The following is a 22,873-nucleotide window of genomic DNA, read 5'->3' on the forward strand; positions in this document are numbered from 1 at the left end:
TCTCCAAATACAATGGTATCTCTCGTCATATTTTAACATGTTACTTAATATTTATGAAACGTTATCATAATGTTTTGTTACATTGTTCTTGGAGAGACGACCATAAAAAAAATTAAAAACGCTCAGCCACGTACAAAAATGTCGTGATTGAGCAGTTTTAGTTAAAATCAGATAAGATTTTATTTCTTTTCCAGCCTCTTATACATTTTACCCTATCTTTTGAGCAACCACTTCAATCTCGATAAGTGCGCCCATAGGCAACTCTCCAACTTCAAACGCCGTTCTGGAAGGAAAACTTCCTGTAAAGTAGCTTTTATATACTTGATCGAAGCTTGCAAAGTCTTTGATGTTTTTTAAATAAACTGTCGTTTTTACAATGTTTTCTAATGAAGACTTGTTATCTTCTAAAATGTATTTCACATTATTCATCGACTGCTTTGTCTGCTCTTCTATACTATCTGGAAAGTCTATTTTATTTGTTTTACCATTGATAGGCAATTGCCCAGAAGTAAAAATTAAATTGCCTACTTCTGTGGCTGGGGAATAACTTCCTACAGCTTGAGGTAATTTTTCACTTGAAATTCTTTTCAACATACCGGCTCCTTCTTGTAATTTATGTCTCTTTTTTAATAAAAACGAAACACTCAGAAACAAATATAGTATACTACACCTCCCTGAAAAAGTAAAGGTTTTCATATTTCATGTTTATATATCCCAAGAAGTCGCATCATCTTTTAAGAATTTTACTGGAAGCCTTCTCCTAAAACAAGGGATACTCAGATCACTAATCAGGAAAAAGTGACTAAAAAGCCAATAAAACAACTGTTCTATTTTACAAAATTATGGTAGAATGAAGTGATACATAAATTATTATGGAGGAAAGTGCTGTGAAATTCAGCAGCACGCATATGAAAATGACCGTTACTATTAATACTCAACATGGTAATGTTGACATTGCAACAGACGTTATCGCTACTGTTGTTGGTGCAAGCACTACTGAAATTTTCGGCGTTGTCGGCATGACAAGTAAAAATGCTGTGAAAGACAACTTCCGTAATATCCTCGGACAAGAAAACTATTCTAAAGGTGTTGTCGTAACGACAGCAGATAATCAAACAACCATTGGTGTTTATGTCGTTGTCAGCTATGGTGTCAAAATTAGCGAAGTTGCCAAAAACATCCAAGAACGTATCCGTTTTAATCTGGAAAATCAACTTGGCATTGCAGCAGCTAAGGTCAATGTATATGTACAAAATGTGAAGGTGGTTGAAGACTAGTGTCAAATATTAACGCAAGTAAATTTCAAGAAATGATTCAGGCGGCAGCAAGTCGCCTTAACGAACAAGCTGAATACGTCAATTCTCTTAACGTCTTTCCTGTCCCAGACGGTGATACGGGAACAAATATGGGGATGACAATCACAAATGGCGCCAAAGATGTTGCTGAAAAACCAGCCGAAACTGTTGGTCAAGTTGCTCAAATTCTTTCCAAAGGTTTGCTTATGGGCGCACGTGGCAACTCTGGAGTTATCCTTAGTCAAATCTTCCGTGGCTTTGCACAATATGCAAAGGATTACGATGAACTTGACGGTATCCATTTGGCAAATGCCTTGCAAAGCGGTGTAGAAGTAGCTTACAAAGCTGTTATGAAACCTGTCGAAGGAACTATCTTGACTGTTTCTCGTGGTGCTGCCGAGCTCGCAAACCGTAAGACAAACGAAACAGATGATGCTATAGCAGTTATGGAAGCTGCCCTTGAAGGAGCTAAGATTGCTTTAGCTAAAACTCCAGATATGCTTCCTGTCCTTAAAGAAGTTGGCGTTGTTGACTCAGGCGGTCAAGGTCTAGTCTACATCTATGAAGGCTTCTTGATGGCTCTCAATGGGGAATTTGTTCCTGAAAATCCTGAGCAAGGTTTGGGCGCTATGGAGCGCATGATTAACCTTGAACATGAGGCTGAAACCAGTGTGGCTGGTGCCTCTACAAGCGATATCAAATACGGCTACTGTACAGAAATTATGGTAGAGCTTGGTCAAGGACCAACAGTGCGCGAAAGTTATGATCACGATAATTTCCAAGCCTACTTGGCGGGGATCGGTAATTCGCTCTTAGTGGTTGATGATGACGAGATCGTAAAAGTCCATGTGCATACTGAAGACCCTGGTTTAGTGATGCAAGAAGGACTCAAATACGGTCGCCTCGTTAAAGTTAAAGTAGATAACATGCGCCTGCAAAACGAGGGCGTTGCTGAAAAGGAAAAAGCAAACAACATCAGTACCTCAACTTCTAAATCTGACTGGGGATTGATTGCTATTGCTGCGGGAGAAGGTCTCGCCGATATTTTCCGTGAAATGGGAGTCCAACACGTCGTTTCTGGCGGACAAACAATGAACCCTTCAACAGAGGACATCCTCAAAGCTATTGATGCTGTGAATGCCGAAAAAGTAATTATTTTACCTAATAACAAAAATATTTTCATGGCAGCTAAATCTGCTGCTGAAGTTGCAGATATTCCTGTTGAAGTGATTGAAACCGCAACCATTCCACAAGGTTTCACCGCTCTACTCAGCTTTGACCCAACAAAATCTATTGAAGATAACAAAACAAGCATGACTGCTGCTCTAGCAGATGTACAATCTGGTTCAGTGACACAAGCCATCCGCGATACAAATATTGATGGTATCGAAATACACAAAAAAGATACTCTCGGTATGGTCAATAATAAAATCGTCGCTTCAACCAAGAAAATGAACGATGCCATCTTTGCTTCTTTCGAAAAAATGATTGATGAAGACAGCGAAATCGCAGCAATCTATATCGGAGAAGACGGTAAAAAATCAAACGCTGAACGCATCGCCAAAGAGCTAGAAAAACGCTATCCTGAACTCGAGGTAGAGATTCATGAAGGAAAACAGCCTGTTTACCCTTATATCTTCTCTGTAGAGTAAATCCAATAAAAAAACTTGCCTTTAATTATGATAAACAGTGCCTGCTAAAATGGATACGGTAAAAATACCATAACTACCATTTAGATAGGCTTTCCGTTTTAAGGCAAGTTTTTTTATTTGTTTTCACGTGAAACACCGACATCCTCGGTCAAGAAAGTATCACAAACTTTCCACAGCGGAACTCTATACACAATTTCCTCGAAATTACAAGTGATTCGTGTTATACTTAGTGTAATGTCAAATGTATTTTACATTTCGCTGAAGGAGCCCGCATGAAAACACTGAATACAGCCCGAATTGGTCAAATATATTACATCGATAAAATTTTAAAATCCGCACATGCTGGAAAATTACGGGAACTTGGTTTTTCATCAGATAAAGAAATCGTCCTACTTTCTCTTGATGGAGAAAATGCTCTTTTAAAAATCGGTGACACGCGCCTAGCCTTAAGTAACTTCTACTTGCAAGATATTGTGATTAAAAATGAACAATCCGAAGAGAACTTATCTTCTCTTTCATCCTTGACTACTGGGCAGACCGGAGTCGTTCGCTTTATTGACTGTCAAGGAGAAATGAAACGCCGCTTAATGGATATGGGCATTACACGCGGTACGCACATTACCGTTCATAAGCTTGCCCCTCTAGGCGATCCTATGGAACTTCATCTCCGAGGTTATGCTCTCTCTTTACGAAAAATTGATGCCGAAAAGATAAAAATAGTAATCCCCAATCAAGAGGAAATATAGATGACCAAAATTGCCTTAATCGGAAATCCCAATAGTGGAAAAACCAGTATTTTCAACATATTGACCGGAAGCAATCAACAAGTCGGAAACTGGCCTGGTGTCACAGTAGAATGTAAAACTGGGCGTTATAAAAAAGACAAAACCATTGCTATTCAAGACCTTCCTGGAACTTATTCACTCTCACCTTATACCTTGGAAGAGCAGGTTACACGGAACTATCTTAGAGAAACCCCACCAGATATTCTCCTTAATATTATAGATGCTACTAATTTGGAGCGTTCTCTCTACCTTACATTACAGCTTATGGAGTTTAACATTCCTATAGTTATTGCTCTAAACATGAGTGATTTACTGGAATATCAAGGAAAGAAGATAGACAAAGAAAAACTCTCTTATATGTTGGGGGTACCTGTTGTACCCACAAGTGCTCTAAAAAATCGTGGCTTGGATGAGGTTATACGGATTGCTTGCCAGCCTTTGGAGATTCACCCTCTGGACTACGACCACCGTCTTGAAAGTGCCTTAGCAGAGATTGGACAAATTTGCCCTCATGCAGAGAATCGTTTTGAACAAATCAAACTCTTTGAAGGGGATACCTTAGCTTTAGAAAGTCTTAGTGATACTCAAAGAAAAGAATTGAATGATATTGTTGCAATAACCGAGAAAATAATGGGAGATGATCATGAATCTATCATCGTCAATGAACGTTATGATTTAATCGGACAAATTGTAGGCCTTGTCGTTACAAGTAATAGTAACGGGCGCCTTAACCTAACGGATAGGATAGACAGTATCGTCACCAATAAATGGTTGGGGCTCCCTATTTTTATCTTTGTCATGTGGTTGGTCTACTTCTTGGCTATTCAAGTTATTGGTACACCTGCCAGTGATTGGTTAAATGATAATTTTTTTGGCAGTTTTCTGCCCAACACGCTTCGTCAAATGATGGACTATTGGGCTATTGTTCCTTGGGTACAGTCACTTCTCCTCGACGGTGTCCTTGCCGGAATTGGAGCTATTTTAGGTTTTGTCCCCCAAATTTTTATTCTCTTTCTTTTATTGGGCTTTCTTGAAGATTCAGGATATATGGCACGTGTGGCATTTGTCATGGACCGCATCTTTAGACGGTTTGGTTTATCTGGAAAATCCTTCATCCCAATGTTAATTTCTTCTGGATGTGGCGTTCCTGGAATCATGGCCACGCGCACAATTGAACAGGAGCGTGATCGAAAAATCACGATTATGGTCACAACCTTTATGCCTTGTTCGGCAAAATTGCCGATTATTGCTTTGGTTTCTGGCGCATTTTTTCACTCCACCAGTTGGGTAGCTCCTAGTGCCTACTTTTTAGGCATGGCGATGATTATCCTTTCAGGAATCATATTAAAAAAGACCAAAATGTTTGCTGGTGATACCTCTGCCTTCATTATGGAACTCCCTACTTATCATCTGCCTCATTTTCCTACAGTCTTAAAGTATGCTTTTGACCGTGGTCTCAGCTTTATTAAACGTGCTGGAACTATTATATTTGCCCTTAATGTCTGTCTTTGGTTCTTGTCCAATTATAGTTTTACCTTGGCGCAAGTTGAACCGGGGGAATCAATATTGGCCACATTAGGAGGTTACTTGAGTATTATCTTTGCTCCTCTGGGCTTCGGAGAGTGGAAAGCAACTGTCGCAACCTTGACCGGCCTTATCGCAAAGGAAACCATCGTTGGGACGATGAGTCAATTGTATGCGCAGGGTGCAGATGCAGAAAATAATGGCAGAGCCATTTGGACAGCTTTACAAAGCAGTTATACCTCTCTTGCAGCTTACTCTTTACTTGTCTTTAATCTTTTATGTGCACCATGTATCGCTGCTATATCTGCTATTTATAAGGAAATGGGTGACGTAAAATGGACTTTACGCGCTGTTGGCTTTCAAACGGCTATTGCATATAGTATGAGTTTCATTATTTATCAGATCGGTTTTTCCGTCCTTGAAAAAACCTTTAATATCAGCACTTTATCTGCGCTACTTCTCATGATTTTTGGAAGTTATCTCATTTTCCGTAAACCAAAAATTACACTAAATAAGGAGGAACATTCTCTTGAACTTAGCTAGTAGTATTCTTTTAGTTATTATTTTAACCGCCACCTTCTTTTCTATTCGCAAAACAGTCCGTGGTAAAGGAGCGTGCGATGATTGTGCCACAACAACCTGTCCCGTCAAAGGTGTTTCTGCACTGGAAACATCAGCGAAAACAGAGTGCTGTGACTAGCAAAAAAGCCTTCTTAACTGAAAGGCTTTTTTAGGGTTCTGTGACACATCTTGTGGGATTTATTATGGAACTTTTTTTGCTTCATTAGTTTAAATAGCTAAAGATACAAGCATCAAGATTGTCTGGGTAAAAGAGAAGATGAGCAGGATTTTCACTGAAATAATGAATGTTTCTTTTTTTACCTGCCTTTGTAAGTAAGGTCTGGCCTGTTTTACGATAAAAGGTAAAAGCAAGAAGAGCATCAGCATAAGCGGGGAAATCAATCTTAGAACAACAGCAGCAACAATAGAAATATAAGCTACAACGATACTCATCGTCCACCAGCGCAACGCATTCTTTCTGCCAATATAATACACAATGGTGTAACGATGATTGGCTTCGTCTTCTTCCAAATCGCAGGTATTATTGGCCAACATCAGGTTTGAAATCAGCAATGTACTTGGCAAGGCAACGAGAAAGGTTGACCCCAAACTTTCAAAGTCCCAGATAAAAACCGCACTCGTATTAATATATACACAAATCAGAAAAATCAAATAGCCCATTGTTAAACCGCTCGCCAACTCGCCCACCGGTAAACTTGATAGTGGTTTCGGACCTGCAGAGTAAAAAATCCCTACAAAATAGCAAAAGAGTCCGAGCCAAAAGACAGGCCAACCCACCAGCCAAGCTACGATTAACCCTAATAACAAGGAGAGAGAAAAGAAGGACATGAGCAATGTACGTATTGTCTTAAGAGACAGATTTTCTCTCCCAATAATATTGGTATTTTTCTTATAATCTTCCGTGTCCACAGCCTTATGATAGTCATTATAATTGTCCCATATGTCTACAAAACAGTTGAAACAGAACATAGCGATAAAGTAGAGGAACAAAGGGAAGAAGTTGGCCGTCTGGTAATGATAGAGTGAGTAAGCCAATCCCAATAAAAAAGGAAAAACGCTGGCTGCTTTAGCTTTCAACTCAATGAGTTCAGCAAATGTTTTAAAATTCATTTTTAATAATTTCTTTGTAATAAAGTTTGAGTAACTTCCTTTAAAATCTCACGATTACGAGATTGGGGAAGTTTTTCAATTTCTAAAAGCGCTTGGTTCGTGAGATGTTTGGCTAAAAATAAACTTCCTGTAATGCCACCCAGATCCGCTACCAACTGCGAAAACTGGATACATTCCTCACGGCTGAGACCGTCTGAGGCTACCAGATAGGGTAAAACCTGTTCAGGTGCTTCCTCTTTTGCTAAAAGCAGAGGCAATGTGTAGATTCCCTGTCTAAAGTCCGTCAGTATAGGCTTATCAGCCTCCTCTAAACCTACAGTAAAGTTCAAAACATCATCATATATTTGGAAGGCCAAACCGATAGCCAAACCGATTTTTCGAGCTGACCGTTGCATCTGCTTATCTCCGCCTGAAAAATATGCCCCTTCCAAACAAGCCAGACTCAACAATTCTGCCGTTTTACCGCTTATTGCCTTAAGATAGTGTCGGATGCTGTTATCTGCATTAAACGCTGACTGCATTTGAGTCAGTTCACCTTGCAGTATTTTTTTCATTGACTTTGCATTTCTAGGTAAAAATGGCGTGTCTGCCATCGTCTCGCAAAGTAGTTCAAAATACACTGTATAGATAAAATCACCTGTATACACAGCAACATCTTTACCAAACTGAGCCTCCACACTTGGTAAACCTCGGCGTAAAGGCGAATCATCGATGATATCATCATGAATCAAGGTCGCTGAGTGCAGCAACTCCAAGCTAGCCGCTATTTTAAGCAAGCGCTCTTCGTCTTGGTTGCCCTCTTTTAATAAGCCAGAAAATAGAAAAAAAAGCGCTGGACGAACCATTTTACCTCCGCGTGTCGTAAACTTTTGCAATGCATCACGTATGTCTGCATTATTTACTGACAAACGTTCCGCCATCAAAGTCTGTACTGCGATAAGTTTTCCTCTAATTTCAGGATAGTCCTGCCAAAAATCTAGCACTTTTTCCTTCGCTCCCTAATATATCTATCATTTTTATGTCTCTATTATTCTAGCAAATTTCACCTTAGATTTCGATATAAACGACTCCAGTTTTTCTTACAAATGCTTAACGAATCTCAATAATGTTTTGCTGTGGCAAGCGATAACTTGCTTCACCTTTAGACTCTGATGTTCCAAGGACAACCAGCAGTTCTGGACGATAACGTTTATCAACTTCAAGAATTTCGTTCACACGCTCTGTACGATCAAAACCAAGAATGACATTTCCTTCATACCCTCTATTTTTGATAGCATACATGAGATTCATTGTCACAAAGCCTATATTCAAGGATAGGTAGCTTGCCTCCATCAGCTCATCCATGCTTTCAAACATTTGTGGATAACGACTATTAAAACGTTGCAATTGCTCGCTGTCAAGTTCTCCAGCTCCTATGCGAGCAATTTCGCTTGAGCGTTCTGAAAGATTTGTATCACTAAAAATAGCAATAACAGCTCCCGCTTCTTTAACCTGCTGCCCATTCTTTCCCTTAACTTCTGATAAAAGCGCTTGACGCTTCTGCTGACTTTCTATAATCACAAAATGCCAAGGTTGGATGTTATGCGCAGAAGGTGCTAAGCTCGCAGCAGAGATAATCTGTTTCACATCTACTGTCGGTATTTTTTTACCGTCAAATGTTTTTACAGCGTGGCGTTCTTTATTAATTTTTACAAAATCCATGGAAATCCTCCTTTCATTATTGTACCAAATTTGGAAATTTTTGGTATAGAAAAAGAGGCTCAAAGCCTCTTATTATCTTATTTGTCATATTCTCGCAAAAATTGAGATAAAGCAGCTAAGCCCTCGCGTAAGGTCGCTTCGTTTGTACAATACCCTAATCTTGCATAGCCCGGTAAGTCAAACCTATTTCCCGGAACTAAAAGAACTCCCTTGCTTTTTAGTAATTCTATGCAAAATTCTTCCGTTTTTTCTGGATCCAATTCTTCAAATTTTACAAAGCTTGTCGAAACAGACTTTGGATATATCATTGAAACCAAGGGTTCATTTTCAACCCACTCACGCAAGATTTCGAGGTTCTTATTTACAATTGCTTTATTACGTGCAAGAACTTTGTCCCGATGCTTTAAAACCAAAGTTCCCAAGGCATCATCAAAAACGCCACAGCAAATCATTGTATAATCCCTATATTTCCGAAACACATCGGTCAGTTTTTCGTCCTGAGTTGCTACCCAGCCCAGGCGCACACCTGGAACAGAGTAAGTTTTAGACAAAGAATTGGTGGAAATCCCTTTCTCATACAAGTCAGCAATGGGTACATAGTCCTCTGAGTCATCTAATGGTAAATAAACTTCATCAACTAATACATAAGCACCAACCGTCTTAGCCAAGTCTACTACTTCTTGCAAAAATGCACGGTTTAATGTCGTTCCTGTGGGGTTGTTGGCATTATTCAGACAAATCATCTTGGTGTTTGGTCGCATCATCTGGCGTAACTCTTCTAGACGAGGGTACCAATTTTCACGCTCATAGATCTGCCAGAAATCAACTTCTGCTCCCAAAGACCGAGGAATATCATAGAGCTGCTGATAGCTTGGGTATTCTGCAATAACATGATCCCCCGGCTCAATCAGGCTATACAGTACGAGATGATTTGCACCAGTTGCTCCATTTGTTGCTAAGATATTTTCTGCAGGAACATCAGTATAAAGTTTAGCCACTTCTTTTTTAAATTCAGGAGACCCCTCAATCCAGCCATAATTGAATTTCTCCTGCATAAGAGCCGACATAAAGCCTTGCCCCTTATCCGCTTCTAAATCTAATATCTCTTGCAGGGTCATAGATGAAATCGTTGACTGTGCAATATCATATACTGCTGACTTTTCCCACACATTAAGCCATTCTTCAACTCCAAAACCATTTATTTTCATAAGCTACTCCTCCATATCTCAAAAATCAATTATAGCATAAGTATATCCTTGTGACTCCAGTATTTTAAAGCAATCTTCCATAGGAAAGAATATTGTCTTTGTATTGTCATTTGGATGAAAAGTCATAATGTCATGCTCCTCAAGCATTTCTCGATCAAAGTAAACGTGCATATTATCCATTTTATTATCAACCAAACCATAAATAGAAACAATCCCTGGTTGGAGCCCCAACATGCTTTCTAAGCGTTCTTCTGATGCAAAATGCAGGCGATTTACTCCAAGTACCTCCCCAAGCTTGTTCATCTCCACTCGCTTACTGTCATCCATAATAACCATATAGAATTGCGTGGACTTTTTATTGGCCAAAACTAAAGTTTTCGACCTACACCCTTCATGTCCTTCGATATATTTATCTGATTCTTCTGTAGAATAACTTGCTGGATGTTCCACTATTTGATATGGAATTTTTAGTTTGGCCATCAGCTCTTCTACTTCTCTAAAATTTCTCATTGGCTCCTCCAAATCATAGGAAAAAGGCCACGTAAACGCAGCCTTTCACATTTTAATCCGCAACAATTGTTGTCCCTGAACCATTTGCCAAGAAATCTTCAAGATTTTCAAGTGAGGTAATCGTTGCAGCACGTCCTGTACGTTCTACAAAAGCCATGGCTGCTTCAACTTTTGGCTTCATAGAACCTGCAGCGAATTGTCCTTCTTCCAAGTAGGCCCCAATCTCAGACAAGGTAACCTTTTCCAATTTCTTTTGATCAGGTTTGTTGTAATTGACGAAAACATTGTCAACACCTGTCAAGATAACCAGTTCATCACCGTCAACGAGTTCTGCAAGTTTAGCGGCTGAGAAGTCTTTGTCGATAACAGCTTCCACACCTGTGTATGTCCCATCTTCATTGGCAACTACAGGAATACCACCGCCGCCTGATACTGTTGTCAAAACTGCAGCATCTAATAGAGGCTTAATTGCTTCTGCTTCGACGATACGCTCAGGTTTTGGACTTGCTACAACACGGCGATAGCCACGGCCCGAATCTTCAACAAATTTCCAATCTGGATATTGTTCCTGCATCTTATTCATCTGCACTTCATCATAAAACGGTCCAATAGGTTTTGTTGGGTTTTCAAAGGCTGGATCATTGCCATCAACAACAACGCGGGTTACAACTGAGGCAACTGGGATATGTCCTAAACCTTCCTTAAGTAGAGCCTTAGTGAAAGCCTGACTCATCCAGTAACCGATTTGTCCTTGAGTCATAGCAACTGCTGTGTCTAAAGGCATAGCTGGATTTTTTTCACTGTCTGATCCCAATTGTTGTAAGAGCAAATTTCCAACCTGTGGTCCGTTCCCATGAGTGACAATGATTTCTACATCGTTGTTTTTGATAAGTGGAATCAATTGACTTGCTGTAACTTCCAAGGCTTCTTGTTGTGCTTTTGCTGTCGGATCATTTGTCAAAATAGCATTACCACCAAGAGCAACTACAATACGTCTAACCATAAATTATTTTCTCCTATTTCTTATTATTTAAGCGCTTACTTTGCGCATCAAAGAATAAAATTTCTGATTAATCAAAAATTTCATCTTTTTTATTCTTAAATACCGAGCAACTCTCTTAAACCAAATTGATTGGCAAGAAGTCCATAAAGAGCTAGTAAAGCTGCAAGTGTGAACACAATGATGGCAAACCATTCTCTTGAAGAAATACTTCTGTTATTTTCTCGTTTCGCGCGAATATAGAGAACAAAGCCAACAACGTAAAGGATAGCGGACATCCATACAAATTCCCAACCGCTCAGATAAAGGGCAACAATCTGGAAGGCCATAGCGAAGAAACCTATTAAGATATTTCTCGGTGATTTTTCCACTAAACCAACTTTAAACATGTAGGCACCTACCAAAGCGTAGCAGACCATGATTACAGCCGTACAAAGATATACAAATACATTATAGGCATCTGAGGCAAAGTAGGTAATGATAATAAAGAGTTGTACAAAACCTTGAGTCAACAATAATGAATTGACAGGTGCACCAGCCTTATTTTCTTTCCCAAACCATGCAGGTAAAAGTTTTTGTGAAGCCAGTTGAGAAGTCGCCTCCACCGGAAGCATTGTCCAAGACAACCAAGCACCGAGAAGTGAGATAATCAAGCCAATAGCCATCAAATTCCCGCCCCAAGGGCCAACCATTTCACGTAGGATTCCAACCATACCTGGTTGTGGTATGCTTGCCAATGTTGCTTGATCCAAATAACCGTATGGCAAGAGTGAGAGCAAGATATAGATAACTAACAGGGTAAGTAAACCAATAATGGAGGCTTTACCTGCATCTGATTTTTTCTTGGCACGGTCACCCATCATCGCAGCGCCTTCAATACCAACGAAGACCCAAATCATGACCATCAGAGAATTTTGAATTTGTTCTACTAAGCCTGATGCTGTCATATTTGTAAAGGCCGCTGAACCATCTGCATTAATCGCTACATTTTGCCAAAAATGCTCTGTGAAAATTCCCGCTTTGAACATGACAATAGCAACAACTGCAAAAATTACGATTGGGATTAATTTTGCGATGAGAACGATAGCATTAATAACTGCTGCTCCTTCGACACCACGAATAACAAGTGCTGTTAAAGCCCATGAGACAACAGAAACAACAATTACTGATAAAACAGTTAAAGAACCGTCATCGTTGGCAAAGACCCCAGGAAAGAAATAATTGACCGAGGTCATCATCAATACAGCAAAGGCAACGTTACCTGCCCAAGCAGACAACCAATACCCCCATCCTGATAAGAAGCCAGCAAAATCACCAAATCCTGCGCGAGCATAGTCTGAAACACCTGAAAGTTCAGGCTTATTTACTACAAGATAGTTCAAGCTCAAAACGAGCATTAAAATACCAAAACCGATAAAGAGCCACGAAATAACAACACCACCTGGTGTAGCGCCACGAGCTAAATCATTTGAGAGGTTGAATACCCCACCACCAATTGCTCCTGAAACAATAATGGCTACAAGGGCCATGAGCCCAATTCCTTTTTTATTTTCTACTTCCATATTACTACCTATTTTTTCATAAAGTCATATGCTTTAAAAAAGTCTTCAACACGATGATAATATATTTGGGATCTGACCTTTTCAAAACAAGAGTTATAGAGGGAGCTTAAAATATTTTTTCCAGATTTGTGCAAACTTCCCACTGGCATCAGCGAAAGTGGAAAGTCTGTCAAATCCGGAAAAAATCAAATTCAACACCAATTATTTGATACTTGGCACATCTGGAATGAAGAGATTACCCAAAGTTGCTGCCATAATTGCTTTAATTGAGTGCATACGGTTTTCAGCTTCCTCAAATTGACGGGCGTATTTAGAGCGGAACACTTCGTCAGTGACTTCCATTTCAGTCAAGCCATATTCTTCTTTGATTTCTTTACCATATTCAGTTTCAGTATCGTGGAAAGCTGGCAAGCAGTGCATGAAGATGAGTTCTTCATCTGGAGTTCCAGTCAATTTCATCATATCCATTGTGACACGGTATGGAGTGAGGAGCTCAACACGTTCTTCCCAGTTTGACTCACCCATAGATACCCATACGTCGGAGTAGATAATGTTTGCGCCTTTAACCCCTGCTTCGATATCTGCAGTTGTTTCTGGTTTTGCACCTGATTCAGCTGCAAATTTGCGCGCGATTTCCATAACTTCTTCTGATGGTTGGAGTGATTCAGGCGCCACGATAGTTACGCTAACGCCAAGCATTGCACCTGTTACGATTAGAGAGTTGGCCATGTTGTTGCGTCCATCACCAACATAAGCAAGTTTAAGACCTTTAAGGTAGCCAAATTCTTCCTTGATTGTCATATAGTCGGCAATCATTTGAGTTGGATGCCAATCATCAGTCAAACCATTCCATACAGGAACACCTGAGTATTTTGCCAAGTCTTCCACTTCTTTTTGTGAGAAACCACGACGTTCAATCGCATCAAACATTGACCCCAGAACACGTGCTGTGTCTTCAGTAGATTCTTTAATACCAAGTTGGATATCGTCCTTACCGAGATATTCAGGGTGCGCACCAAGGTCAATCGCCGCAGTGGTGAAAGCTGCACGTGTACGTGTAGAAGTTTTGGCAAAAAGCAAGGCGATATTTTTTCCTTCTAGGTAGTGGTGCGGAATGTTATTTTTCTTCAAAGCTTTCAAATGGATAGCGAAATCAATAAGGTATTGAATTTCTGCAGGTGTAAAGTCTTTTTCTGCTAAAAATGAACGTCCTTGGAAAACTGAATTGATTTTTGGTGTTTGCATTTATTTTTCTCCTCAATTAAATATTTTTTTGTTTTTTGAAATAAGATTATAATGGCATCTGCTTGGAGTTTTGAGTTCGAGAACTGTCAAGCTTATTGACAGTGTCTGTAAACCAAGCAGTTTTAAGTGAACTGTTTTAGATATCTTCACGCCATAGCGGTTGAGACATACAACGTGCTCCACCACGTCCACGTGCTAACTCACTTGAAAGAATTTCATGAACTTTGACACCATGTTCTTTGAGCAATTCGATAGTGACATAGTTACGGTCATAAGTGACAATTTCACCCGGAGCGATTGCCAATGTATTTGAACCGTCATTCCATTGTTCACGTGGTGCAACAATAGGGTCACCATTGCCGCATTCAATCAAGTCAAGTTCTGACAAGTCTAATACTTTCTTAAGTGCAGCTTTGAGATCTGTTAAGTGTTCAATTTCAACCTCACCATCCTTACCTGGACGCAAGATGAAGGCATTGATATTTCCAGAGCCGTCAAAGATTCCTGGGAATACTGTAAACTGATCGTGATTAATCATTGTAAATACAGTGTCCAAGTGCATCATTGCGTGGTTATGTGGAATTTCAACTGCAAGTACAGTGTCAAAGGTTGACAATGGGTTTGCGAAAAGCTCTTTAGCCAATGCTTGAATCGTCTTAGATGAAGTACGCTCAGAAACACCGATTGCCACAGTATGTTTGTTAAGAACTAGTTCGTCCCCGCCTTCGATACGTGTTGTATGGTTGCGGTCACGCCAGATTGGAGTATCTTTAAAGCGTGGGTGATGTGCCATAACGTACTCTGTAATCAAAGATTCAGGTTGACGTGCTGGGAAAGTCATTTTATTGATAGTCATCCCTACACCCATAGATGCTTGCGGGTCACGTGTAAAGTAGGCGTTTGGCAATGGATTGAGGTAAAAATGATTTTCAGCATCAGAACCAGCCATGTCACTAAGTACTGTACGTTGAAGGTCCAATTCGTTTTTACGAACACCTGCATAGATTTTATCAACCATTGCTTTTGTATCCATACTTGTCAAATACTCTGTCAAGCCATCAAGTGTACGCCCTGGACGATAGCCAGCCTCGTGCAAGAGACGTGCCAAGAAGTCTTTTTTAACACTTTCCGTTTGGAAAACATCTGCAGCAAGGTCTTCGATATAGACTGTTTCTGCACCGTTATCACGCAATGTTTGTGCAAAGAAATCGTGTTCCTTCTGTGCAATCTTTAGGTAAGGGATATCATCAAACAAAAGCTGATGCATTGTGTCTGGTGTGATGTTTTCTACTTCAGCACCTGGACGATGAAGGAGAACTGATTTAAGTTTCCCGATTTCTGAGTTGACATTGATTGCTTTTTCCATGAGATAAGCATCCTTTCTTAAGTAAATCTATTATAAATTAAAAATTGTAAAAGCGCTTCCAACACCTTTATTATAGTTTAATCTTTTTTTAAATGCAAATCAACGTTCATTATAATAATGCGCTTTCATTTTATAATTAATAATAAATATACAAAAAGAAACCAGCAATAGCACGGTTAAGGGCAGCAAGCGGTTCCTTTTTATTTTTATTTAATTTTCTTCTTTTTTTCTAATCTGTTTACTTCTGAGTTGTCCACAGGCAGCATCAATGTCTGTACCATGCTCTTGACGCACTACACAGTTGATTCCATTTTTCTTAAGAACATCATAAAATTTCGCCGTATCACCCTGTGTTGAGCGTTCATATCTGATGTGCTCTGCAACTGGATTGTAAGGAATCAAGTTGACATAAGCAAGTTTCTTTCTTGGTTTTAGCAAATCAGCCAATTCTTGAGCAATCTCAGGCGTGTCATTTTCTCCTGAAAGCATGATGTACTCATAAGTTACACGACGATTGGTCGTCTCAGTATAGTAATCAATAGCTTCAAAAAGTTTCTCCAAGGGAGCATTACGTGTAATACGCATAAAGCTTGTACGCAGTGCATTATTTGGTGCATGTAAAGAAATAGCCAAGTTCACTTGTAAATTTTCATTAGCAAATTCTTTGATCTTAGCAGGCATGAAACCACAAGTTGACACTGTGATATGGCGGGCTCCGATAGCCAAACCATTGTCATCATTGATTATGCGTAAAAAGTTCATCAAGTTTACATAGTTGTCAAAAGGTTCACCAATTCCCATAACAACAACATGGGATACACGTTCATCTTGACCTTTTTCGTCAAAATATTTTTGAACCAGCATAATTTGCGCAACAATCTCCCCAGCTGTGACATCACGCTCTTTTTTCAGAATACCAGAGGCGCAAAAAGTACAGCCCATATTGCAGCCAACTTGTGTAGTCACACATACAGATAAACCATAAGATTGGCGCATCAAGACAGTTTCAATCATCATTTTGTCTGGTAACATGAAAAGGTATTTAACCGTCCCATCTTCTGACTCTTGGACGACCACTTGTTCCAAAGGATTCATGATAAAGTGCGCCTTTAGCTTCGCAATAAAATCCTTCGATAAGTTTGTCATTTCCTCAAAAGTTTGAACACGTTTTCTATAAAGCCAATCCCATACTTGTGTAGCCCGAAATTTTTTTTCACCATTTTCGATTGCCCAGTCAATCAGCTGATCACGTGTTAAGCCATAAATTGTTTGTTTTTCCATTATATCTCCGATATTTTTAGCAAATCAGTCCTTAATCCATTTTTTATGTATATTATTCAATAGTTTTTTAGACACTTTTTGATATTTGTCTATTTTATTGTTTTTGAGCGTTCGCGCATTATAAAATTAGATTTAGAATGAGAAACTTTGTCATTTTTCTCATTTTCATTCATTTTACTGTTGATTTTCGTTGATTTATCGCGAATTTCAAAATATTTTTTCTCATTTTTCTTCTGTTTTTTCTGACTGTTTCGATCTTTACTTCGATTATTCCGCTGACGAAGCCTATCAAATTTTGGATGACGCGGTTTATCTTCAAACACACGTTCAGATGTGTATGCTTCATCTTGTGAACGTACACGTCGCAAAACAAAATAGGCGCAACCATAATTACAGTATTCATTAATATAGTCTTCTAATCGATCTATTTTATTTTCAGACTGCATTTTTTTTCTACTGGTTGAAAAGAAACCTTTTAATCGCAGCTGTTCGAAGCCCCAGTCACCAACAATATAATCATATTTATCGAAAATATCACTGAAACGCTGTTCTAACTTTTCAGCATCAAACCCCTCACGGTAATTGTAGACCAAATGAAAAGTCTTCCCGCCTACTTTTACAATATCACCATTGGAAATCACATGCTCACCGGGAAAACGATTATAATTTAATTTTGATTCATCAACTTCTTTTGGCACGCTATCTTCCTTTCTGTTTTTTTTATTCTCTCGTTTTATTTATTTAAACATAGAAAAAACAACTCTACTTGACTTCCCCTTACGGATATCCTAGCGAAAGTACCTTCAATACTTCTCTTTGTCTTTCTTTTTATCCTGCCTCTGACTCACTGTCTCCAATCAGAAGTTAAACTATTATCACCAGCTAGCTCTTATATTTTTTAAGCCTTTAGCAAAAGGAACTTGCTTATACTTGAGCAAGGCATCAAGATTTGGCACAGACGGATAACTTTTTGATTTTTCCGCAAAAAAACGCTCGATGGCTGAAAACTTTTCCAGTTACGAGTGTAAGTCTTTCAAGCAAATATTGCACAACAAATCCATTTTACCATTATAACACAAAAACTCTATCTCCAATCGATAGCTTTTGAGCCTCTTCATTAGTGACCTGTGGAGCCAAAACCGCCTGTACGTGTGGTCTTAAGTGTTTCCTCATCGCCATCAGCAACTAAGAAAGGCATAAAGACCGCTTGAACAATTCTTTCTCCCTTTTCCAAAACAACTTCTGACTCAGTGATGTTCTTCATCTGAGCAAATATCTCGCCTTCATTACTTGGATTATTATAATAATCACCGTCAATAACACCAACTGAATTAATCAGAATCAAACCTTTTTTGCGTGGATTTGATGAACGATCGTAAAGATAGAGCACCTCTCCAGCTTGCATATAGGCTTTAAGTCCTGTTGGTACTAACTTGATTTCCCCCGGCTGTATAACAAGCTTTTCGGCCACAGACAGGTCATAACCTGCAGCTTGTTTCGTTGCGCGTACTGGCAATTCAAGTCCAGCATTTTCATATTTACTTACAATTTCAAATCCACGTGTTTTCATAGCTCTTCCTCATTACTTTTTTCAATTTTGGGGGACCTATTTTATGAATGGTAAAATAAGAAATACCATAAAAAGAATCACAACTGTTACCCCCGATAAAATGCGATTCTGCATCGGTACAGAATTTTTAAAATACTTAGGTGGAAATACAGGCGCCAAAAGCAGGCCTCCTACCGCACCACCGAGATGGGACCAAATGTTTACTGTACTTAAATTAAACAAATTGAAAAAGAGATTGATGGCAATGAGAACAGTGAAAGTCTTTCCAATCTGTTTGAGCAAAGGATGTCCAGTAAAAAAGCCAATTCCTGCAATCGCTGCAAAAAGACCAAAGATAGAGGTTGAAGCGCCCGCAGATAAGGAGTTTGGTGAAAAAATAAAGGTTGCCGCATTCCCAAAAATTCCTGAAAGAATATATATCAAACTGAAATTAAGGCTACCAAATACAGCTTCAACCTGACGTCCAATAAAAAAGAGTGTCAGAGTATTCATCAGAAAGTGCGTCCATCCGATATGGACAAAGATTGGTGTAACCAGTCGCCATAATTGAGTCGGATCAACCAAAATGGCTGGTGGAAATAATGCACCGGTATTAAAAAGATTAATTGCCGAGGTTGCAGCTAAACCATAGCGTAAGAATTGGTAAAGCCAAACCATCGTTGTTAAAAGTGATAAAACATAAGTTGCTTTATGCTTCATAAAGTCTTTTTTTATCATGTCAATGTTCATAAGTAAATGTGTCTCCTATGCGTATATCATGAGTTTCTGGGTTAAAGTCTTTTTGCTGGAAATCATAATATAGACTTGCAGTCTGACCAGAAAAATGCGCCAGATAACGGTCATAATATCCTGCCCCAAAACCAATACGATATCCCTCTTTATTCCAAGCCAAACCTGGGACTAAAATCAAATCAGGAACAATTTCTTGGTTCGACTTAGGTTCTAGTATACCAAATTTTGTGCGTTCTAAGTCATTTTTATTGTATTTTACGAACATCATGTGACGATTGGGCAAAGTCTTGGGTATAACTATTTGTTTATCCTTTTGTTCAAAAAGAGTTTTCAAATCAAATTCAAATTCCTGCGGCATGTAGAGCGCAACGACTTTTGCTGTTCTCCATTGTTCAGAAGCAAGAAATTTTTCAATAATTTTCCGACTTTGGTAGCTTTTATCAGCAAGATCAAAACTTTTCAGTAAATTTATCATCTCTTGGCGAATTAGCGCTTTCTTTTCCATACTTTATATGGTATCATAAAGCTGTAAGTTTTTTTCAAGTTAACGTTTGTGCTTTTTTGTTACACGCTTTCCGACGATAAGATTTACCAAACTAAAGAAAGGATGTATTCAAATGGCACAAGGAACTGTAAAATGGTTTAACGCCACTAAAGGTTTTGGCTTCATTACAACTGAAGAAGGCAACGATGTGTTTGTACACTTCTCAGCTATTCAAACTGATGGCTTCAAAACACTTGATGAAGGTCAAAAAGTGAACTTTGATCTTGAAGAAGGTCCACGCGGACCTCAAGCAATCAACGTTACTAAATAATTCTAATTCTTGGCACCCTTGAGGTGCTTTTCTTTTATTCTAAATTAAGATATTCTAAAAAAGACAGATAGACTATTGTTTAATACATATAAAAAGTTTACAATGTATAAAGCAAAGAATTTAGGAATATTATGAAAGATTTAACAAAAGGAAACATCCTCAAAGGTTTAATTACCTTCACCCTCCCCTTGCTCTTGGGAAACTTTTTTCAAGTGCTCTATAATACTGCAGATACACTAATCGTTGGTCAAACTTTAGGGAAAAATGCCCTTGCTTCTGTAGGGGCTACAGGCTCCATCAACTTTTTAATTGTTGGTTTTGCTCAGGGCATGACCGCTGGACTCACGATTATTACTGCGCAACGCTTTGGTGCCAAAGATGCACATGCTGTCAAAAAGTCCTTTGTGACAGGGCTGTATTTTACGATAGCTATCTCGCTCTTGCTCAGTGTCTTATCGGTCCTATTTGTGGGGCAATTACTCCAACTTATGCAAACTCCTGCTGAGATTTACGAAGGTGCACATACTTTTTTGAGTATTATGCTAGGTGGACTTACAGCGACCACACTATATGCTTATTATTCAAATGCGCTCCGTGCCTTAGGTGATTCCAAGACACCACTCTATGCACTTATCGTCGCCAGTATTTTAAATATAAGCTTTGAGTATTTCGCAATCCTCGTTCTCCATTTAGGCTTAGCAGGGGCAAGTGCAGCTACGATTTTGGCCCAATGTATCTCTGTACTCTATCTGGTTTTACACATTAAACGCAAGGTGCCTGAGTTACATCTTAATCGCAAACTCCTTGCTTACAATGCACAAGAAATACGTACACATGCGCGCTTAAGCATCCCCATGGGATTTCAATCTAGTATTATCGCCATTGGCTCTATTACGCTTCAAGTAGCACTTAACACTATGGGAACAAATGCTGTCGCCACTCAAGCTATTGTTTCTAAGATTGATCAAATCGCGATGCTGCCAATGATGTCGATTGGGCTTGCCATGGCTACCTTTGGAGCCCAAAACTATGGTGCAAAACAATATCGACGAATAAATCAAGGGCTTTTCCAAGCTCTACTCATTGCTGTTTCTTGGGCGATTGGCTTTGCCATTCTTTTAGTAAGCTTGAACTACTACTTCACTACTGCTTTTATCTCACCAAACCAAACTGCTGTTATCGATATGGCTAGACATTATTATATTGTAAATGGTGGCTTCTACTGGCTACTTGCTATTCTCTTTGTCACGCGCTCAACACTACAGGGATTGGGCAATGCGCGCATTCCGACGATTTGTGGTGTGGCAGAGTTAGTCATGCGTGCTGCAGTGGCTATCATCGGTGTTAATCTCTTAAATTATACCGTGATTATTTCATCTAATCCTGCTGCTTGGATGGGATCAACCGCTATTTTAATCCCCACAACTATTCGGATGGTCCGTCGCTTTAACCGAGAAAACACACAAGAAAAAATCGTTCTTCCTTGAACGATTTTTTTATATTAGTCTTTATCCAATTCTTGATAGAGCAGTTTTTGCGCTACTGTCGGATTAGCTTGTCCTTTTGTAGCTTTCATGAGCTGACCAACTAAAGCTTTAGCTGCATTTTCCTTACCTCCACGATAATCCGCAACAGATTGTTCATTTTTAGCAAAGACTTCATGAATAATTGGCAAGAGTACAGCTGGATCAGAGATTTGAACCAAGCCGGCCTTTTTAACAAAAGCTTCTGCTGAGCCGCCATTTTTAGCTAATTCGAGGAAGACTTTCTTCGCAATTTTAGATGAAATTGTCCCATCCGCAATCAGACGCAACATTTCTGTAAGATTTTCTGGGGTTAATTGAATATCTTTAAGTTCCAAATGTGCTGTGTTCAAGTATTGTGCAACTTCTCCTTGAAGCCAGTTGGATACCAATTTGGCATCACCACCACATTTAACAGCTGCTTCAAAGAAGTCAGAGACATCTTTTGAAGTTGTCAACTGGCGTGCATCATATTCACTGAGGCCCATTTCCTCTACATAACGCACACGACGCGCTGCTGCGAACTCAGGAAGTTCTGCACGAACTTCGTCAACCCAAGCTTCAGAAATTTCAATACGTGGCAAATCTGGCTCAGGGAAATAACGGTAATCCGAAGCCCCCTCTTTAACACGCATCAAGATAGTTTCACCTGTTTTATCATCAAAACGGCGTGTTTCTTGACGAATTTCGCCACCAGAACGAAGAATCTTCGCTTGACGCTCAATTTCGAAGGCTAAGGCTTTCTTCACATTACTGAAAGAGTTCATGTTTTTCACTTCTGTTTTAACACCAAACTCTTCTTGACCATAAGGACGCAATGAAATATTGGCGTCACAACGCATTGAGCCTTCTTCCATCTTCACATCAGAAATACCTGTGTAGAGAATCAACTCACGTAAGGCGGTCAAATAAGCATAGGCTTCGTCGGCACTGCGCATATCTGGCTCAGAAACAATCTCAATCAATGGCACCCCTTGACGGTTCAAGTCAACATAAGAGTAGCCATCTGTTCCATGCGTATTTTTACCGGCATCTTCTTCAATATGCGCTCGCTCAATACGTATAGTCGATTTTGTACCGTCTTCAAGTTCAATTTCAATAGAGCCATTGTAACCGATAGGTTCATCCGCTTGCGAAATTTGGTAAGCTTTAGGATTATCAGGGTAAAAATAATTTTTACGATCAAAATGCATACTCTTTTGAATTGACATATTCATGGCAAGAGAAGCTTTCATCCCTGCAACGACAACGCCTTTATTCAAAGTCGGCAAAACACCTGGCATTGCCCAATCAATAACATTGGTATTCACATTTGGTTCAGAACCAAATTCAGCTGGAGTTGGGCTGTAAATTTTTGAGTTCGTGTTTAGCTCAACGTGGACTTCAAGTCCAATGACTGCTTCAAAGTTCAT

General features: G+C 39.3%; 22 protein-coding genes. 6 read left to right on the forward strand and 16 right to left on the reverse strand.

All coding sequences use genetic code 11. The features are described from left to right. Positions 1-207: 207 nt before the first annotated feature. Positions 208-594: a RidA family protein gene (locus B4H39_RS09205; protein WP_251420358.1), complete on the reverse strand. Its 387-nt coding sequence runs from the start codon at positions 592-594 to the stop codon at positions 208-210. 320 nt (positions 595-914) lie between these two features. Between B4H39_RS09205 and B4H39_RS09210 the strand changes: the two genes are divergently transcribed. The 4 genes from B4H39_RS09210 (at position 915) to feoB (ending at position 5,799) form a co-directional block, all read left to right on the forward strand. Next, positions 915-1,277, forward strand: coding sequence for an Asp23/Gls24 family envelope stress response protein (locus tag B4H39_RS09210; RefSeq protein ID WP_202229754.1), 363 nt, complete (start codon positions 915-917; stop codon positions 1,275-1,277). Then, entirely contained in the window at positions 1,277-2,947 is a 1,671-nt protein-coding gene (locus B4H39_RS09215; protein WP_251420360.1) for a DAK2 domain-containing protein, read from the forward strand. The genes B4H39_RS09210 and B4H39_RS09215 overlap by 1 nt, the downstream gene beginning before the upstream one ends. Before the next feature lie 272 nt (positions 2,948-3,219). Next, positions 3,220-3,693, forward strand: a complete 474-nt coding sequence (locus B4H39_RS09220) for a FeoA family protein (protein ID WP_202229642.1) — start codon at positions 3,220-3,222, stop codon at positions 3,691-3,693. Next, the gene (gene feoB / locus B4H39_RS09225; RefSeq protein WP_251420363.1) at positions 3,694-5,799 is read left to right on the forward strand and encodes a ferrous iron transport protein B; all 2,106 of its coding nucleotides are present in this window, start codon (positions 3,694-3,696) and stop codon (positions 5,797-5,799) included. Positions 5,800-6,045: 246 nt separating this feature from the next. Here feoB and B4H39_RS09230 read toward each other — a convergent pair whose 3' ends face one another. The 14 genes from B4H39_RS09230 to B4H39_RS09295 form a co-directional block, all read right to left on the reverse strand. Next, the gene (locus tag B4H39_RS09230; RefSeq protein WP_202229638.1) at positions 6,046-6,948 is read right to left on the reverse strand and encodes a prenyltransferase; all 903 of its coding nucleotides are present in this window, start codon (positions 6,946-6,948) and stop codon (positions 6,046-6,048) included. A 2-nt stretch (positions 6,949-6,950) separates the two neighbouring features. Further along, positions 6,951-7,931: a polyprenyl synthetase family protein gene (locus B4H39_RS09235; protein WP_202229636.1), complete on the reverse strand. Its 981-nt coding sequence runs from the start codon at positions 7,929-7,931 to the stop codon at positions 6,951-6,953. A gap of 106 nt (positions 7,932-8,037) precedes the next feature. Then, entirely contained in the window at positions 8,038-8,649 is a 612-nt protein-coding gene (locus B4H39_RS09240) for a nitroreductase family protein (RefSeq protein ID WP_251420366.1), read from the reverse strand. Positions 8,650-8,726: 77 nt separating this feature from the next. Next, positions 8,727-9,857 (reverse strand): aminotransferase, encoded by a 1,131-nt coding sequence (locus B4H39_RS09245; RefSeq protein WP_202229632.1) that lies wholly within the window; start codon positions 9,855-9,857, stop codon positions 8,727-8,729. A gap of 18 nt (positions 9,858-9,875) precedes the next feature. Beyond that, complete coding sequence (locus B4H39_RS09250; RefSeq protein WP_251420368.1) at positions 9,876-10,367, reverse strand: prolyl-tRNA synthetase associated domain-containing protein; 492 nt, start codon at positions 10,365-10,367, stop codon at positions 9,876-9,878. A gap of 52 nt (positions 10,368-10,419) precedes the next feature. Continuing rightward, positions 10,420-11,370 carry a carbamate kinase gene (gene arcC / locus B4H39_RS09255; protein ID WP_202229630.1) on the reverse strand — a complete coding sequence of 317 codons (951 nt, stop codon included), beginning with the start codon at positions 11,368-11,370 and terminating at the stop codon, positions 10,420-10,422. Between the two features lie 95 nt (positions 11,371-11,465). Beyond that, the gene (locus B4H39_RS09260; protein WP_202229628.1) at positions 11,466-12,929 is read right to left on the reverse strand and encodes a basic amino acid/polyamine antiporter; all 1,464 of its coding nucleotides are present in this window, start codon (positions 12,927-12,929) and stop codon (positions 11,466-11,468) included. 201 nt (positions 12,930-13,130) lie between these two features. Continuing rightward, on the reverse strand, positions 13,131-14,174 hold the full coding sequence (argF, locus tag B4H39_RS09265) for an ornithine carbamoyltransferase (RefSeq protein ID WP_202229626.1): 1,044 nt from the start codon (positions 14,172-14,174) through the stop codon (positions 13,131-13,133). 136 nt (positions 14,175-14,310) lie between these two features. Continuing rightward, on the reverse strand, positions 14,311-15,540 hold the full coding sequence (gene arcA / locus B4H39_RS09270; RefSeq protein ID WP_202229624.1) for an arginine deiminase: 1,230 nt from the start codon (positions 15,538-15,540) through the stop codon (positions 14,311-14,313). Positions 15,541-15,750: 210 nt separating this feature from the next. Then, the gene (rlmN, locus tag B4H39_RS09275; protein WP_202229622.1) at positions 15,751-16,821 is read right to left on the reverse strand and encodes a 23S rRNA (adenine(2503)-C(2))-methyltransferase RlmN; all 1,071 of its coding nucleotides are present in this window, start codon (positions 16,819-16,821) and stop codon (positions 15,751-15,753) included. Between the two features lie 89 nt (positions 16,822-16,910). Continuing rightward, on the reverse strand, positions 16,911-17,519 hold the full coding sequence (locus B4H39_RS09280; RefSeq protein ID WP_202229620.1) for a YutD family protein: 609 nt from the start codon (positions 17,517-17,519) through the stop codon (positions 16,911-16,913). Positions 17,520-17,938: 419 nt separating this feature from the next. Beyond that, the gene (locus B4H39_RS09285; protein WP_202229618.1) at positions 17,939-18,391 is read right to left on the reverse strand and encodes a dUTP diphosphatase; all 453 of its coding nucleotides are present in this window, start codon (positions 18,389-18,391) and stop codon (positions 17,939-17,941) included. Between the two features lie 36 nt (positions 18,392-18,427). Beyond that, the gene (locus B4H39_RS09290; RefSeq protein WP_271327882.1) at positions 18,428-19,120 is read right to left on the reverse strand and encodes a rhomboid family intramembrane serine protease; all 693 of its coding nucleotides are present in this window, start codon (positions 19,118-19,120) and stop codon (positions 18,428-18,430) included. Next, on the reverse strand, positions 19,110-19,628 hold the full coding sequence (locus B4H39_RS09295; RefSeq protein ID WP_251420373.1) for a 5-formyltetrahydrofolate cyclo-ligase: 519 nt from the start codon (positions 19,626-19,628) through the stop codon (positions 19,110-19,112). The genes B4H39_RS09290 and B4H39_RS09295 overlap by 11 nt, the downstream gene beginning before the upstream one ends. 112 nt (positions 19,629-19,740) lie before the next feature. Here B4H39_RS09295 and B4H39_RS09300 point away from each other — a divergent pair, with 112 nt between their 5' ends. Both B4H39_RS09300 and B4H39_RS09305 read left to right on the forward strand, forming a co-directional pair. After that, positions 19,741-19,938, forward strand: a complete 198-nt coding sequence (locus tag B4H39_RS09300) for a cold-shock protein (protein ID WP_003135240.1) — start codon at positions 19,741-19,743, stop codon at positions 19,936-19,938. Positions 19,939-20,069: 131 nt separating this feature from the next. Continuing rightward, positions 20,070-21,425: an MATE family efflux transporter gene (locus B4H39_RS09305; RefSeq protein WP_251420375.1), complete on the forward strand. Its 1,356-nt coding sequence runs from the start codon at positions 20,070-20,072 to the stop codon at positions 21,423-21,425. A 14-nt stretch (positions 21,426-21,439) separates the two neighbouring features. On the opposite strand, the gene gatB is transcribed toward B4H39_RS09305, so the two are convergent. Next, a complete protein-coding gene (gene gatB, locus B4H39_RS09310) occupies positions 21,440-22,873 on the reverse strand; it encodes an Asp-tRNA(Asn)/Glu-tRNA(Gln) amidotransferase subunit GatB (RefSeq protein WP_251420377.1) in 1,434 nt (477 codons plus the stop codon).

Origin of the sequence: Lactococcus sp. UBA7128 (assembly GCF_002492185.1) — a bacterium.
GTDB lineage: Bacteria > Bacillota > Bacilli > Lactobacillales > Streptococcaceae > Lactococcus > Lactococcus muris.